Source organism: Roseiconus nitratireducens, assembly GCF_008629675.1.
GTDB lineage: Bacteria > Planctomycetota > Planctomycetia > Pirellulales > Pirellulaceae > Stieleria > Stieleria nitratireducens.
This window is the reverse complement of sequence record NZ_VWOX01000016.1, coordinates 39,765-55,321: the sequence shown is the minus strand read 5'-3', so window position 1 is coordinate 55,321 and position 15,557 is coordinate 39,765. Positions and strand designations below refer to the sequence as shown.

The window sequence follows — 15,557 nt, the reverse complement described above, 5'->3', positions numbered from 1 at the left end:
CCACCGCCATGAGTTCGCTCCGATGCCCGTTGACTTCCCACCGGGCCGCCACCTTGGCGGCCACTTGATCGTTTGGCTTGCCGGCATGATCGGCGTGACGCTGAACCTGCCCGCGGGTGCCGCTGAGACGCCGCTGAACATCGTGTTCGTCCTGTGTGACGATCACCGCTTCGATTGCCTCGGTGTCGCCGGCCACCCCTTCTTGGAAACGCCGCACCTGGATGCCTTGGCGGCGTCCGGAGCACGTCTGACGAACGCCTACGTCACGACTTCGCTGTGCTCACCCAGCCGGGCTTCGATCCTGACGGGCCAGTACGCGCACAACCACCGCGTCGTCGACAATTATCACCCGGTCGATCCACGCCTGGTCTTTTTCCCTCAACACCTGCAACAAGCCGGCTACCAAACCGCTTTCATCGGCAAGTGGCACATGGGCGGTGACATCGATGATCCGCAGCGAGGCTTCGACCACTGGGTTGCGTTCAAGGGCCAGGGTACTTACTGGCCGGACGGACACGGGACGACGCGTGAAGTTCCGCAGACGACCTACGATGGATTGAATGTCAACGGTCAACGTGTTCCACAACGAGGCTACATTACCGATGAATTGACCGACTACGCCCTGGAGTGGTTACAGCGTCGCGATCGTGATCGGCCGTTCTTTCTGTACGTCAGCCACAAAGGCGTGCACGCCGATTTCGTCCCCGCGGATCGGCACCGGGGGCGCTATGACAACCAACCCCTTCCGATCACCATTCCCACACCGGACCAAATGCGTGAAGGCAAACTGCCGATGTGGGTTCGCAATCAGCGCAACAGCCGGCACGGCGTCGAGTTTGGCTACAACCTCGCGGACTTTTCACCGACGGTCTACTACCGCCGCTACTGCGAATCCATCCTGGCCGTGGACGACAGCGTTGGTCGGTTGAATCGCTACCTGAACGAAACCGGCTTGGATGACAACACGCTGGTGGTCTACATGGGCGACAACGGTTTTCAGTTTGGCGACCACGGGTTGATCGACAAGCGCACGGCCTACGAGGCGAGTGCCAAAGTGCCGCTGCTGATGAAGGCTCCCGGCCGAGTTCCGGCGGGCGAAGTGTTCGACCAACTGGTCGGCAACCTTGACATCGCACCGACGATTCTGGAGGCCGCCGGCGCTCCGCCCTTGCCGAACGCCGATGGCAGGAGTTTTTGGAAAGCCCTGTGCCGACAACCGACCGATCAGGCGCCCCGCCAACACCTGCTGTACGAATACTACTGGGAACGGAACTACCCGCACACGCCGACGTTGCATGCCGTGATCGGGGGCCGCTGGAAGTACATTCGGTGTCACGGCCTGTGGGACCGTGACGAACTGTACGATCTGGAAAACGATCCCGCCGAAATGCACAACCTGATCCATTCGGCGGAGCATCAGGAACGAGTCCAACAGATGAACACCTTGCTGTGGGATCTGCTTCAATCCAGCGACGGTGACGAGGTGCCGCTGCTGGAGGACCGAGGCCCGGTGTTTCCCTGGCGACACCCGGACCACAGTGGTCAGGCGCCGTTCCCGCAGGAGTTCTTTCGGACCAGCGAACACGCCGACGGCTGAGCCGCCGACGACCAAGATCAACCACCTCACGCCTCAGCAAAGAGCTCGTGCAGCTTTGAATCACCCTCCCTCCGGGAGGGTCGCGGAGGAGCTTGCGACGACGCGGGGAGGGTTGTCCGGCCCGATTGATTTCAGTGGGTTCACGAACACACCCTCCCCAAAGGCTCGTGCCTCGCCTTTGACCCTCCCGGAGGGAGGGTGAATTTCAGAAAAGCACGCTTTTTCCTGGATCGGAAAGCTGCACGACCTTCAAACCCCCGGGGATCAGGCTCAGGCGTCGAATCGAGGCGGTTGCCAGCCTTCGCTGGCGAACCCGCTGTCGGCGACGAAGATTCTTCCCGCGCCGGTGCAAACCGCCTGGTCGGCCGGCGTCATGTGCTCGACGGCGGTGGTGATCACCAGTTTCAACGTTCCCTGGTGCTGAACCAGCGCCGGGCAGGTGTTCTGGGGCGACAACGGAGTTCGCCAAACCTTTTGACATTGCCCGCTGGACAACTCATACAGCCGTGTCTGGCCATAGGCGGCTGATTCGGGCAAGAACATCGAAACGATCAATCCGGATGCGTCCGGCGTCAAAATCGCTCCATCGGGAACCGCCGCGTCATCGCTCAAATCCAACACGACTTCCGGCTCGCCCAACGTTCCGGCGTCGATGTCCAACCGATAGCGAACGACTTTGCGTGTGGGGGAATCGATGTCCAGCAGCCACAAAGATCCGTCTTCACCCAGCGTGGCCTTCCCGTTGCTGCAGATCTGGTCGTCTCGCAATCGGATCAACTTTTCGTCGCGTCCTCGGTAGAGATACAGACCGGCCTTCTTTGTTTTGAATTCCAAGTCCTTGGTTCCGAACACCAAATTATCTTCGTACGCCAGGCCGTCATTGATGATCGTGTTGCTGACGTCCGCATCGACCCCTTCGCAGAACGGCTGCCAGTCGCCGGTCGAAACGTCAAAGAAGCCCAGCGATCGCTCGCACCCCACGACAAATCGATTCTCGGTGTTGCATGGAAACGCGAACCCGGGACGCCCGGGCAGGTCCAGCGATACATTCTCCCCGGCGTTCAGGTCGTATCGATTCAGACTGCCGTGCTGGACGTCAGCGCCGTGCTGAATGGCCACCCAGGAAAACTGTCCCTCGCCGATCTGGTAGGGCCCCTCGGGCAAGTAACGCAGGGCGTCGGCATCAGATACATCCAACGGAACGGCTTCAACAACTTCGACCACGATGGGACCTCGGTGAATTTCAGTCAGAGTCAACGAATGGGCAAAGGTTGAAGCTAGCGCGTCAGCCGGACTCTGACAACCTCCCAGCCGCCAGTTGCGGGCCGCCCGAGCGACGCCTACCGGTCACGTGCGCCCGCCGCCCGCGTTCCGTCCCAGTGAGCCCCCGAGACATGCCGCGTGAAACGGGCCGGCGCAAAAGTCCGGCACGCGTCGCCCGTCTAAACCACGCCGAACCGCCGCAGCAACACCCGGGGAACGCCGATGCCCACGGTTTCAACGTGGCCCAGAAATGGAGCCGCGTCCGGGTTCTGGAACCCATCCTTCGCCGCCACAAACGTGATCGTCAAATCGGCGCGGAACGTCATCTCGCTGGGCTGCCCCGTGTCACAATCCAGCCCGGTGGGAAGATCGATTGCAACCCGTTTGCGATCGGTTGCGTTGGCCAGCCGGACCGCGTCGTGATACAGCCCCCGCGGGGCCCCCTTCGCTCCGGTCCCCAACAAACAATCGACCAACACGTGGTTCCCATCGATGGATTGTTCCAACTCCGAAACGGATTCCGCCGTGACAATCGGAATACCGGACCTTTGGGCGATCATCGCGTTGGCCGACGCATCGCCGGAAAGTTTTTCCGGTGGCACCAGTGCGACCAGATCGACCGCGAATCCCAACAGTTCCAGATGCCGCGCGATCACGTAACCGTCGCCGCCGTTATTGCCCGGGCCGCACAGAATTCGCACGGCATCAGAGCGATCACACCAGGCCGCGATCCGCTCGGCGGCTCCCCGTCCGGCATTTTCCATCAGCACCAGTCCGGAGATCCCGTACTCGTTGATGGCGATCGAATCGACCTGCCGGACTTCGTCACGTTTCATCCCAATTCCCCCCGGGCCGCAGTTGCCAGCCGGCGCGTTCAAGCTAAGAATAATCTGGTCTTCAAGGGTTCATCCTAGCACTGCCGGAGCGTCGCCGTTGGGGCGAGAGAGTCGAGTGGCTTCCACAGGCGGCTTCCGCGGACACGGTCCAACGGGATGCCTCAGCCAACCGACGTGATGGTGGCGTGGAACGTCCGGCGATGACGTTTGGTCCAGCCCTTTCCCCTTTGCGTCTGTCAGATCAGGTGTGCTGATGCCACTGTACGAATACGAATGCCCGCGTTGTGAACGCACCGTCGAACTGTTGGTCCGCTCCGGCGATGAGAAGGTTGCCTGTCCGGAGTGTGGCGAGGTCAAGCTGGAACGGTTGATGAGTGCCCCTGCCGCTCCGAACATGAACGGATCATCGCGTTCACTGCCGACGGCCGGCCCCGGTGAGGGTTGCGGTGCTCCGCGCTGCTGTGGCGGGATCTGCCAGTAGCTTCCCGAGCGGCCAGCGGGTTCAGACGCTCGTGCCCGGAGACGCACTGCGGCTGACTCGGCTTGCTCACGGAGCCGCGTGTCAGATCAGGCAGAGCCTGATACGCAGCGGGTTCCAAGGCGGGAGCCTTGGAACCAGGTGTTCGTTCCGTACTTCAGTGCTTGGTCAGCACCGGGCAGACGTCGAACCACTCTCTTCGTTGCGCCGCCATCCAATCGTTGGACTCTGGTGGTCCCCACAACCCGACTTCGTACGGAAACAGCGGCGGGGCAGCGGGGCTGCGCCAAGCGGCATCGATCGGGTCGACAATCCCCCACGCCAGTTCCACTTCGTCGCTGCGGGCGAACAGACTCGCATCTCCCAGCAACGCGTCCAGCAGCAATCGCTGGTAGGCGTCGGGCATGCCACCGGAGGCGGCCTGGTTGAAATCAAAGTCCAAGGTGCTCGTGCGGGTCTTCATTTCGCTTTCGGGGACCTTGGCTTCGAAATGCAGCTGGATCCCTTCGGCGGGCTGCACCTGGATGACCAATCGGTTCCCAACCGGCGTCCTCGTCTTGTGGCCGAACAGAATGTGGGGCGCCTGGCGGAACTGGATCACGATTTGAGTGGTGCGGCAGGACATGCCCTTGCCGCTGCGAAGGTAGAACGGCACGCCTTTCCACCGCCAGTTGTCACAGTACAGCTTTAACGCTGCATAGGTCTCGGTCTGGCTTCCCGGCGGGACGCCTTCTTCCTGCAGGTAGCCTTTGTACTGCCCGCGGACGGTATTGGAAGCGAAATCCCCACCGGACATTTTTCGGACGCTGTGCAAGACCTTGACCTTTTCGTCACGGACCAGTGATGCGTCGTACCGCGCTGGCGGCTCCATGGCAGTGATCATCATCAACTGCAACAAGTGGTTCTGGAACATGTCCCGCAGGATACCAGCCTTGTCGTAATACCCGGCCCGCCGCCCAATCACGACTTCTTCCGCGACCGTGATTTGCACGTGGTCGACGTAGTTGCGGTTCCAAATCGGTTCAAAAATCGAATTGGCGAACCGCAGGGCAAAAATGTTCTGCACCGTTTCCTTGCCCAGGTAGTGATCGATGCGATAGATCTGGTCCTCGCGAAAAACGCGGTGGATCGACGCATTGAGCGCCTCGGCGGTTGCCAGATCCGTGCCGAACGGTTTCTCGATGATGACTCGACGAAACCCGTCACTGTCGTCCGCAAGACCGGCATTGCCGAGCTGTTCGATCGCCTTCTCGTACAACTGCGGCATGGTCGAGAGATAGTACAGCCGACCGGCCTTGTCACCGTTCTCGATCTTCTTCAGAAACGTAGCCAGCTCCGTGAAATCCTTGGCTTCGTTGATGTCACCCGGCTCGTAGTACAGGTTCTCCGCGAACGCGTTCCAGCTCTCCGAATCGAACAACGATCCGGTGAATTTTTCCGTCGTTTCGCGCAACGAATCCCGGTACTCCTCGTGTTCAAACGGTGACCGCGACACGCCGACAATCCGCAGCGTCTCGGTCAACTTGTCTTTCTTGAACAGGCTGTAGAGGGCCGGGATCAACTTGCGACTGGTCAGGTCACCGGACGCGCCGAAGATGACAATGGTTTGAGCCATGAGCAGGGCGAAGGGCTGGCGAGAATGGATGGGATCGACAAATCCGCCTGGAATAGCCGCAGCCTATCCCGCTGCCCTGGGCCGTGCTAGGGGATGACGGGCGAGCCGTGCCGGGCAGGCGGTGCCGGGGGTCCGCCGGTTGGCGCACGGCCCAGCGGTGCAAGGTTGCGACCCGGTCGCCGCCCCCAGCACCCCGCGTTTGAGTCCGACGGATTCAGGGAGCAAGAATCTGATCGCGTGGCTAAAGTTCCTTCAGGGCGTCGATCACTTGCTGGTCGTGGCCGTCGACCTTGACGCGTTTCCAGACCTTGGCAACCTTGCCGTCGGCGTCGATCAGATACGTGCTCCGCTGGATCCCCATCGACTTTTTGCCGTACATGTTTTTCTCCCGCCAGGCACCATATTTTTCCAACATGGTGTGCTTGCCGTCGACCAGCAACGGAAAGGGCAACGAGTACTTTTCTCGGAACTTGGTGTGGCTTTCCGCCGTGTCGGCACTGACACCGTAAAGTTGCGCCCCCAGCTTTTTCAGTTCGTCGTATCGATCGCGAAAAGCACAAGCTTCTTTCGTGCAACCGGGCGTGTCGTCGCGAGGGTAGAAGTACAGGACGACCGGCTTGCCCTTCAATTCGCTCAATTTGACCTGATTGCCCTGATCGTCGCTGAGCGTGAAGGCGGGTGCTTTGCTACCGGGTTCCAACCAATCAGCCATCGATGGTGCTCCTTGAATCGTGTGGAATGTGAAGGCGTGCGGCCGACCGAAGTCCGGCCACATCGGTCGCCATGAGGTTCATCGAGGTGAGTGTATCAACGCGGCGATGGAACCGACAAGAATCGGGCGACATCCGGCGATCTAAGCATCAAAAAAAGCCCCGACGGCCGTCTGGCCATCGGGGCTCTTTTTCAGATTGCTTTTATCGGATTCGAAGGGGAGCGTTGCACCACTCGGCGGTGAGTTCCGGTGAGGGAGACGAGACCCGGAGGATCACGACCGAGTTGCTAGAACGTTGTGCTTGGCAGGGGCTCCGCTGAGGTTTCGAATCCGCGTCGCAGCATCCAGGGCGTCAATCAGTGACCGCAACCGCAGCTCGGTGCAGCAACTTCGCATCCGCATGCGGGCTCGATCACTTCGCAGCCGCAAGCCGGTTCAGCGTAGGTAGCGCATCCGCTGTCGCAGCAGTCGCTTTTGCAGCAGTTGAACAGCTTGTGCAGCAGTCCGAACTTCTTCTTGCCGCAGCATCCGCTGTCGCAAACCGGAGCAGCAACTTCGCAACCGCAAGCCGGTGCAGCAACTTCGCAGCCACATGCGGGCTCAACAGCGCAACCGGTGTCGCATCCGCAACCGCGATGCTTTCCGAACAGCTTGGCCAACAGGCCGTGCTTGTGTCCACATCCGGTGTCGCATCCGTAGGGCTCGCAACCACAAGCGGGCTCGACGATGCCACAGCCGCAAGTCGGCTCGGCAACTTCGCATCCGCATGCCGGTTCGATCACTTCACAGCCGCAAGCCGGTTCAGCGGCGCAGCCGGTGTCACAACCCTTGTGACACAACTTGTCAAACAGGCCGAACGCCGAAGCGTTGGCCGAAGAGCCTGCGACCATGACAACGGCCAGCAGGGCAGGAACGATTACACGACGCATCGTGATTCTCCATGAACGTACTTGGGAAGGGTCTTGCCAGCGCTCTCACTGTGCCCGACGGTGGGGTGGCCCGTTCGTCGACGAATCCGTTTCAGATCGTGTCTTGCAATTGCGATCTCGATTCGCCAGCACGATCGGCTGGGACACAGCGTTAGCAACACGGCGCTCGCAGACACCTAGGCCTGCATCATCCGTGCACAGACAGCTATCGGCCCGGCCGCAATCGATTCCCCGACTTTCCTTCAGAATTTCGCTATCAAGCCGCCCGCGGCGGTGCAGTCACCGCAGTTCTCTTGGACGTGACGGCTGTAGCGCCTGTTCCGCCCCACGATCGGCCAGCGGAAGCCCCCACAACTGGCGTGACCCGTCGGATTGGCACCGTCGTTGACCCAAGTTCAAGCCCGATCAACCACCGGCCGGCGCAATCACCACTGCAACTTCCAAGTCTCCGGCGGCTGCCGGAGATCGTACCAGCCGTCGAAATCCTCGCGGGCATCGCCAGGAGCCAGCTCGACGGCCCCCTGTTGGGCCAGGTCATAGATCAGGTCACCGACTTCAGAGCTGGAACCGAATCCCCAAGCGATCAGTTCATCCTTGCCGCGTTCGGCAAAGTGATCCACGGCCAATTCCAACAAGACGCGACACACGCCGCCCGCGTCCACGTGGCCGCGACGCGTCAGTTGGCGGTCCCGGAGCGCCACGCGCACGGCGTGCCGCACGAACTCGATGCGTTCGGGTTGGCCCGATTCGAATCTGGGATCGTGATTCAGTTTGATGACGCCTTCTCCTTCAGACGCTCGATGTCGCCCTGAACCGATTCGCGTTGAACCACCAAATCGCTTAACGATTCGCGTTCCTTTTCAACCACGTCGGTTGGAGCCCGAGAAACAAAGTTCTCGTTGGACAACTTCGATTCCTTGCCTTGAATCTGTTTGACCAATTGCCCCAACAGCTTTTCCAGACGCGTCAGTTCGGCTTCCACGTCGATGAACTTCTCCAAGTCCACGTGAACTTCCATGTCGATCGACGGCAAGGCCAGCGGGGCATCGGTGGCAAACGGCTTTGCGTCCGGCCCGAGCGCAACGACCTCGGCCCCGGCCAATGAGCCGAAATACGACTTCATGGGATCCAGCAACGCCTGGCTTGCCGCGTCGCAACGAATCGCAACCGGAACCGTCTCACGCGGAGCAATGTTCTGGCTGGCTCGAATCTTGCGCACCGCGCCGATGACTTCTTGGAACTGCGAAAACTGTCGCTCGATCGTTTCGTCAAAATGCTCCGCGTGACTGGTGGGCCAACTTGCCGTCATCGCGAATTCGGACACCTTGGCGGGCTGCAAGCCACGCTCGGGAGCCAACTGGCCCAGGTACTCCCAGATCGATTCGGTCACGAACGGCATGATCGGGTGCAGCAACCGCAGCAGTGTATCCAGTCCGTGCGCCATCACGTTTTGCGTTGCGGCCCGCAGCGAATCGTCGGCCAAGCGAGGCTTGGCGATTTCCACGTAAAAGCTGCAGAACTCGTCCCAGGCAAAGTCGTAGAGGATTCTTGCGTTCTCGGAAAACTTGAACTGATCGATCCCCTCGGTCACCTGCCGGGTCACCGTCGCCAATCGGCTCAGCAACCAACGGTCCTCCAACGGCAGGGTTTCGACATCGATCGGTCGCGGCTGGTAGTCGTCCAGATTCATCAGCACGAATCGGGCGGCATTCCAAAGTTTGTTGACGAAGTTGCGGCTGGTTTCAAACTTCTCGCTGACCACCGCGGCTTTAGGGAACGCACGATGCCCTTCCGTTTCCGCCCACTGCGTCGAAAACCGTTCCTTGCATGAGGGACAATCGACGACCGGAGCCGTGCGATTCTTCTTGGTTTGATCCACCAGCTTTTCGCAGTGCGGGCACTCGTATTGCACCGGCAGCCGAACGTCTTGCGTCTCGGTGGCCAAACGTGCCAGCCCGAAGCGAAGCGCATCAGGACCGAACTTGTCGATCACGTCGATCGGATCCACCCCGTTGCCTTTGCTCTTGCTCATCCGCTCCCCGTTTCCGTCCAGGATCGTGGGGTGGATGTAGACGTCATGGAACGGGACTTCGCCCAGGTTGTTCAACCCCATCAGCACCATTCGAGCAACCCACAGGGTGATGATGTCGCGCGACGTGCACAGGGTCGAAGTCGGATAGAAGTACGCCAGTTCCTCGGTCTGTTCCGGCCATCCCAACGTGCTGTGGGGCCAGAGGGCCGAGGAGAACCAGGTATCGAGCACGTCGGGATCGCGTTCCAAGCCCAACGCTTCAACCTTGGGTTCCAGCGGCGAATCTTCTTGCCGAAGACAGACGAACACGCTGAATTGGCCGGTCTCCTCGTCCGCCTGCACCTTGGCGTCGACTTCCCCGGAAGCACCCATCTCACTCGCCGCGGCGACCACCTGCTTCGCCTCACTCTCCCGGTCGTAGGTCGCCGACCAGATCGGAATTCGGTGGCCCCACCACAATTGGCGGCTGACGGGCCAGTCACGTTTTTCCCCCAACCAGTCCAGGTATCCCTTTTCGTACCGTTCAGGAATGATGTCGACCTGTCCGGAAGACACCGCGTCCATCGCGGACTGGGCCAGCTGGTCCATTGCGACAAACCATTGATCCGCCAGGTAAGGTTCGATCGCCGTCTTGCTGCGGTCGGATAACGGCATTTCGATGTCACGATCCTCGATGTCGCCCAGCAGACCGGCCGCTTCCAAGTCGGCAACCACCTGCTTTCTGGCCTGGGCAATGGTCAGCCCCTCGTAGGCGGGCGCGGCGGAGTTGATCGTGCCGTCGGGGTTCAGGATGTTGATCATCGGCAACGAACGCCGCATCCCGACCTCGTAATCGTTCGGGTCGTGGGCCGGTGTAATTTTCACGCAGCCCGACCCCAGCTCAGGCTTGGCCCACTCGTCCGCCACCAGCGGGATTTCGCGCTCGACCAGCGGCAGCATCAGCTTGCGTCCATCGGCCGCCATCTCGCGCAACATCTCCAGATCCGCCAGCATCGCATCCTGCCGTCGCTGAATCGCCTCCAACTGCTGCTCCAGTTCAGACTTTTCCTTGGCACTCGCCTGGGCGATCTTGCCTCGCAACTCTCGCTCGATCTTGGCGAAGGCCTGGGAAGGGTCCGGATGGACGGCAACTGCGGTGTCGCCGAGCATCGTTTCCGGACGCGTGGTCGCGATTTCCACGTGCGAGGGTTCACCCGGCTTAGGATCGATCACGGGATAGCGGAAATGATAGAAGTGACCTTTCCGCGTCACGTTCTCCACTTCGTCGTTGCTGACGGCCGTCTGCAGGAAGGTGTCCCAATTGACCAGCCGCTTGCCGCGATAGATCAAGCCTTTTTGGAACAGATCAAAGAAGGTGGCGCGGACCGCTGCGGCGCAGCGTTCGTCCAGCGTGAATCGCAGCCGTCGCCAGTCGCAGCTGCACCCCATCCGCTTGAGTTGTCCGATGATGCGTTTTTCGTACTGGTCCTTCCAAGACCAGATCCGCTGGACCAATGCTTCACGTCCGATGTCGTGACGCGTCAGGTTCTCCTGCTCCTTCAAGCGGCGCTCGACCACCGCTTGTGTCGCAATTCCGGCGTGGTCCGTCCCGGGCAACCACAACGCTTCAAACCCTTGCATGCGTTTCGCCCGGATCAAGATGTCCTGCAAGGTGTTGTTCAACCCGTGGCCGAGGTGCAACGCGCCGGTCACATTCGGCGGCGGGATCACGATCGTGTACGGTTCTTTGTCCGGCGAAACTTCGGCGTGGCTGCACCCGGCGTCATCCCACTTTGCCGCAATCGGCCCGGCGGCCGTCGTATGGTCGAATCGGTTGGGAATCATGTTGAACTGGCGAAACGCAAAAACGAGTTGAGTTGACGGAACAGGGAAAGTCGATCAAACGCAGGCGGCGGTAGCGGGACCTGCCCAGCTAAGTCGCTGGCGTCACGTTGTCCTTGTGCAATTTGTACTCGACCGAATCGATCAACGCTTGAAAACTGGCCTCGATGATGTTGTCACTCACACCGATCGTGCCCCAGGTTTCCTTGTGGTCACCGCTTTCGATGTTCACCCGGGTTCCGGCGGCCGTCCCGGCTCCGTTGTCGACGACGCGCACCTTGTAGTCGATCAGGTACATGTCGCGCAGCTGGGGATAAAACGGCAACAACGTTTCCCGCAGCGCGGTGTCGAGCGCGTTGACCGGCCCGTGTCCTTCGGCGGCGTTGAAACAATCCTGGTCACCGACACGGATCTTCAGAATCGCCTCCGCGTAAACATCTTTCTCGTCGGCCGAGGTTTCCCCGGCAACGACGCGGTATTTGATCGGACTGAAGTGCGGCGAGAAGGAACCGACGATTCGCTTGACCAGCAGATCAAAAGAACCGCCGGCGTTCTCGAATTGGAAGCCCTGGTTTTCCAACCGCACGACCTCCGCCAGGATCTTGTCCTGCAACTCGCGGTCGTCTTCGATGCTATGCCGCGTGGCGACGGCAACGATGTTGCTGCGACCGGACAACTCGCTGACCAGAATCCTGCGCTCGTTGCCGACCAAGGAAGGGTCGATGTGTTCGTACGTGGACGCGGCTTTGTTGATCGCGTGAACGTGCATCCCGCCCTTGTGCGCGAAGGCGCTTTGCCCGACGAACGCCTGGCCGCCACGCCATTGCAGGTTGGCCGTTTCGTAAACAAAGCGACTCAGTTCCGTCAGAGACTGCAGGCCCCGACCACCCAGTACGGAATAGCCCTTTTTCTTCAGGGCCAGGTTGGCCATGACCGAAATCAAATCGACATTGCCGCAACGTTCTCCGATCCCGTTGATCGTTCCCTGCACCTGAGTCGCCCCCGCGTCGACGGCGGCCAGCGAATTGGCCACGGCAAGTTCACTATCGTTGTGACAGTGGATCCCGAATGTCACCTGCGGAAAGTCTTTCAACGAATCGATGGCAACCGCAGTCACCTCGGCGATCTGTTCGGGCAGCGATCCGCCGTTGGTGTCGCACAATGCCATCACCGTCGCGCCGGCAACGGCCGCGGCCCGCAACGTTTTCAAGGCGTATTCCGGGTTGGCACGGTAGCCGTCAAAGAAATGCTCGGCGTCGTAGATCACCTCGGCATGGCCCGCCAGGAATTCGACGCTTTCGCCGATCATGTCCAGGTTCTCCTCCAACGAGACACGCAAGACCTCCGTCGCGTGGTAATCCCAGGTTTTGCCAACGACCGTGATCACGGGTGTCGCCGCCTGGACCAGCGCCTGCATCCCCGGATCGTCCTCCGGCTTCAGCCCGCGTCGCCGCGTCATTCCGAAGGCGCACACCTTGGCGTCGCCGAGATCCATTTCGCGGACCTGCTCGAAAAAAGCCACGTCCTTTTCATTGCTCAACGGATAACCGCCCTCGATGAAGTCGATCCCGGTCTCCGCCAGTCGCTTCGCGATTTGCAGCTTGTCGTTGAGTGAAAAGCTGACTCCTTCGCCTTGGGAACCGTCGCGAAGGGTCGTGTCGTAGATCTGAATTGGTTTTACGTTCATGGCAGTTTCAATACGAAAAAACCCCCGGAGCTTCTTCAAAGCCACGGGGGTCAAGCTGTGTCAGTCAGAGCTGTTGCAGACTGTGCCGGAACCGACCAGCGGCCACGGTCAACGACCGGCCGACAGGTGGTTCAGTCCCCCGCGTCATGACCGGCGAATGATGCCGGTGACGCGGCTGATAATGACTCGGCGGAAGGGCACAGTGTTCATGAAAGGTTTGGGGGGCTGGCAATTCAGGCCAGAGGATACGACCTGCAGGATCGTCCGTCAATCGCCGTCGCTGGTTGGCACTGCGGCGAAGGGATGCGCCCAGCCAAATCTCGAATGGTCGCTGTTGGGGACGCGAAAGTGGCTTCGATTTCGCGGCTCGCAGAGCGAAACGATCCTTGCCGTTAACCGCCGCTGCGGTTGAGGAACATCATGCGGAATTTACGCCGCGCCGACCAATTCCAGGCGTATGTCGCCAGGTACGCGATGCAAACGCCGACCATCAACAGGACGATCCGCGTGTAGTGCAGGTTCACCGCTCCGACGTTGCGCCACAGCGAAAACAGATGAATCAACTGGCCGAACCCGATCAGACACCCAAGCCCCCCCAGAAGTGCCGCGGTCGCCAGGGCCTGCTTGCGTCGGTGCGGGTTCAGTGCCACGACGCCGAAAAACAGGATCGGGATGCCCAGCATCATCGGGATGAACAACAGTGGTGCCTTGTCCAACGACCCGAACAGCGCCACGGTCGTGTCGATGCAGAGCAACAACCCGGAAAAAATGCCAAATCGAGCCATGGAAGTCCGTTGGAACAATTCGAAGAAACCGCCTCACGCGCCGGCGGAACCGCCCTGGGGAACCATTCCTGAGAGCCCAACCGCGCCAGTTTTCGTCCAAGTTTAACTTTCGGCATCCGGAAACGTCAGCCCAAACCGAATCAAGGAAATCCTAGCGGGGCAGGAAGGGCCATTTGGGTTATTCCGAGGGACCGGAAGATGACTTTGTCCGGCCGGGCATTTCGTCGCACTCGGGAGGCCGCCAAGCAGGACACGTGGTCTCGCCCCATCCGCTGCCGATCACCTGCGGGCGGACCGCCGGATCACGAATCGCCGGCCGCGGCGCGGTGCGATTCAGCCAACTCCTCGTCGCCTTCCTGCTGGTAACAATCGGCCAGCATTTGATGTGCTTTTTTGGACAGAGAAGGCTCGGCCAAGGCCCGTTCCAAATCCGGAATGGCCTGCCGAAACCGGCCCATCCGAAACAGGATCTGGCCACGGGTTTCATAGAAGTGCGGCGTCGGCTGTTCCACGAATTCGATCGCCGAGTTGGCGACCTTCAGCGCCCGCGGATAATCCGGTTCTTCCTTCATCGCCAACGCGACGGCCAAGTTGTTCAGGATCGCGCCGCTGCGAGGCATCATTTCGGCGGCCAGTCCCAGATGAAAGGAAGCCTGCTGGGCGTCTTCGGCCATCAGCGCCGAGGTGCCCTTGATGAAATGCGCGATCCCGGGCGAAGACCCGCTGACCAACGCCTGGCGAACGCTCTCCAATTCCGCCCGCCGCTCTCCGGCCGATTCGGAATCGCCCGAGTCATCGGTGCTGCGCAGCACGTGGTCGGCGACCAAGGTGACCACGCGTGGGTTGTTGGGGGCATACCGCAGAGCGGCTTGCAACATTTTCAACACACGCAGCCGTCCCTGGATGGTGTCCACCGGAGACTCTTCAATGAATTTGACCCAGGCGACGATGGCATCGCCGAGCGCCTGTGAAAGGACTTGGCGCTCCTCGGGCGTTTTGGCCACCTTGACGCTCCGGTCCAACGTCTTGACCGCATCGGCGTGTCGCTGCAGAAAGACCTGGTTGCGAGCCACCGCCATCGCCAACGCGGTATTGGTCGGGTCGTCCTTGGACATCTCGGTTACCCGCGAAAGCGCCCGCTCGGCAAATCGTTCCGCGGCAACCTTGTCGCCGATTTGCCGGGAAAGCGCCGCAGCCTGCAAGCCACGCATCGGTTCAACTTCGGAGAGTTCATCCAGCAGCGGAATCGCCGAGGCATATCGTTGCGAGACGATCAGGTACTCGGCGTACATCTTTGTCACCGCCGTGTCTTTCGGGGCGCTACGATGGATCATTGCCAGCACCTCGCCAAACTGATCCCGTTTCTCCGCGTCCAAACTGCCCCACTGTTTTCCGACAAATTCGTTCTTCAGCAACCATCGGGCCGCGGGCAGATGCCGGCGGTGCAATAACTTTTCCATCAATACGCGGGTCTCATCGGAAAAGCCTTGGGCTTCGCGGATCAGCGCAAAGCGATGCACCAGGTCGATATCGTCCGGGTCCGCGTCCAGTTGACGACGCACGACGATTTCGGCGGTGGCGAAGTCATCGCGGTCCAGCGAAACTTGCAGCTGTCGGTTCAACAATCGGTTGCGCCAACCTGTCCCGCCGCTGAACGCGATGAAGCCGGTCGTGAACAAGACGATCGTCAAGATGATCGCCGGAATCGCCTTGGGAGCGTCATTCCAGGGGATCGCCACGAACCATTCGTGCACAAACTGGCCGATCCAGCGGAACCAACGAAGCGGATTGAGGTAATGCAT

The 15,557-nt window shown here is 60.5% G+C and carries 12 protein-coding genes; 2 read left to right on the top strand and 10 right to left on the bottom strand.

Annotated elements, in window-relative coordinates:
- The first annotated feature begins 22 nt into the window (after nucleotides 1-22).
- Nucleotides 23-1,597 carry a sulfatase family protein gene (locus FYK55_RS22810; protein ID WP_150078937.1) on the top strand — a complete coding sequence of 525 codons (1,575 nt, stop codon included), beginning with the start codon at nucleotides 23-25 and terminating at the stop codon, nucleotides 1,595-1,597.
- 270 nt (nucleotides 1,598-1,867) lie between these two features.
- Here the strand turns inward: FYK55_RS22810 and FYK55_RS22805 are convergent, their stop codons facing one another.
- Entirely contained in the window at nucleotides 1,868-2,821 is a 954-nt protein-coding gene (locus FYK55_RS22805) for an SMP-30/gluconolactonase/LRE family protein (RefSeq protein ID WP_201743785.1), read from the bottom strand.
- Between the two features lie 218 nt (nucleotides 2,822-3,039).
- Nucleotides 3,040-3,696, bottom strand: coding sequence for an NAD(P)H-hydrate epimerase (locus FYK55_RS22800; RefSeq protein WP_150078936.1), 657 nt, complete (start codon nucleotides 3,694-3,696; stop codon nucleotides 3,040-3,042).
- A 253-nt stretch (nucleotides 3,697-3,949) separates the two neighbouring features.
- Here FYK55_RS22800 and FYK55_RS22795 point away from each other — a divergent pair, with 253 nt between their 5' ends.
- Entirely contained in the window at nucleotides 3,950-4,177 is a 228-nt protein-coding gene (locus FYK55_RS22795) for an FmdB family zinc ribbon protein (protein ID WP_150078935.1), read from the top strand.
- A gap of 154 nt (nucleotides 4,178-4,331) precedes the next feature.
- Here the strand turns inward: FYK55_RS22795 and zwf are convergent, their stop codons facing one another.
- The 8 genes from zwf to FYK55_RS22755 form a co-directional block, all read right to left on the bottom strand.
- Nucleotides 4,332-5,789, bottom strand: coding sequence for a glucose-6-phosphate dehydrogenase (gene zwf / locus FYK55_RS22790; RefSeq protein WP_150078934.1), 1,458 nt, complete (start codon nucleotides 5,787-5,789; stop codon nucleotides 4,332-4,334).
- Between the two features lie 241 nt (nucleotides 5,790-6,030).
- A complete protein-coding gene (bcp, locus tag FYK55_RS22785; protein ID WP_150078933.1) occupies nucleotides 6,031-6,501 on the bottom strand; it encodes a thioredoxin-dependent thiol peroxidase in 471 nt (156 codons plus the stop codon).
- A 356-nt stretch (nucleotides 6,502-6,857) separates the two neighbouring features.
- Entirely contained in the window at nucleotides 6,858-7,430 is a 573-nt protein-coding gene (locus FYK55_RS22780; protein WP_150078932.1) for a keratin-like protein, read from the bottom strand.
- Between the two features lie 425 nt (nucleotides 7,431-7,855).
- Nucleotides 7,856-8,149: a hypothetical protein gene (locus tag FYK55_RS22775; RefSeq protein WP_150078931.1), complete on the bottom strand. Its 294-nt coding sequence runs from the start codon at nucleotides 8,147-8,149 to the stop codon at nucleotides 7,856-7,858.
- 47 nt (nucleotides 8,150-8,196) lie between these two features.
- Nucleotides 8,197-11,286 (bottom strand): valine--tRNA ligase, encoded by a 3,090-nt coding sequence (locus FYK55_RS22770; RefSeq protein WP_150078930.1) that lies wholly within the window; start codon nucleotides 11,284-11,286, stop codon nucleotides 8,197-8,199.
- 88 nt (nucleotides 11,287-11,374) lie between these two features.
- Complete coding sequence (cimA, locus tag FYK55_RS22765) at nucleotides 11,375-12,970, bottom strand: citramalate synthase (protein WP_150078929.1); 1,596 nt, start codon at nucleotides 12,968-12,970, stop codon at nucleotides 11,375-11,377.
- Nucleotides 12,971-13,362: 392 nt separating this feature from the next.
- The gene (locus FYK55_RS22760) at nucleotides 13,363-13,755 is read right to left on the bottom strand and encodes a hypothetical protein (protein ID WP_150078928.1); all 393 of its coding nucleotides are present in this window, start codon (nucleotides 13,753-13,755) and stop codon (nucleotides 13,363-13,365) included.
- Between the two features lie 302 nt (nucleotides 13,756-14,057).
- Entirely contained in the window at nucleotides 14,058-15,557 is a 1,500-nt protein-coding gene (locus FYK55_RS22755; protein WP_161604694.1) for a tetratricopeptide repeat protein, read from the bottom strand.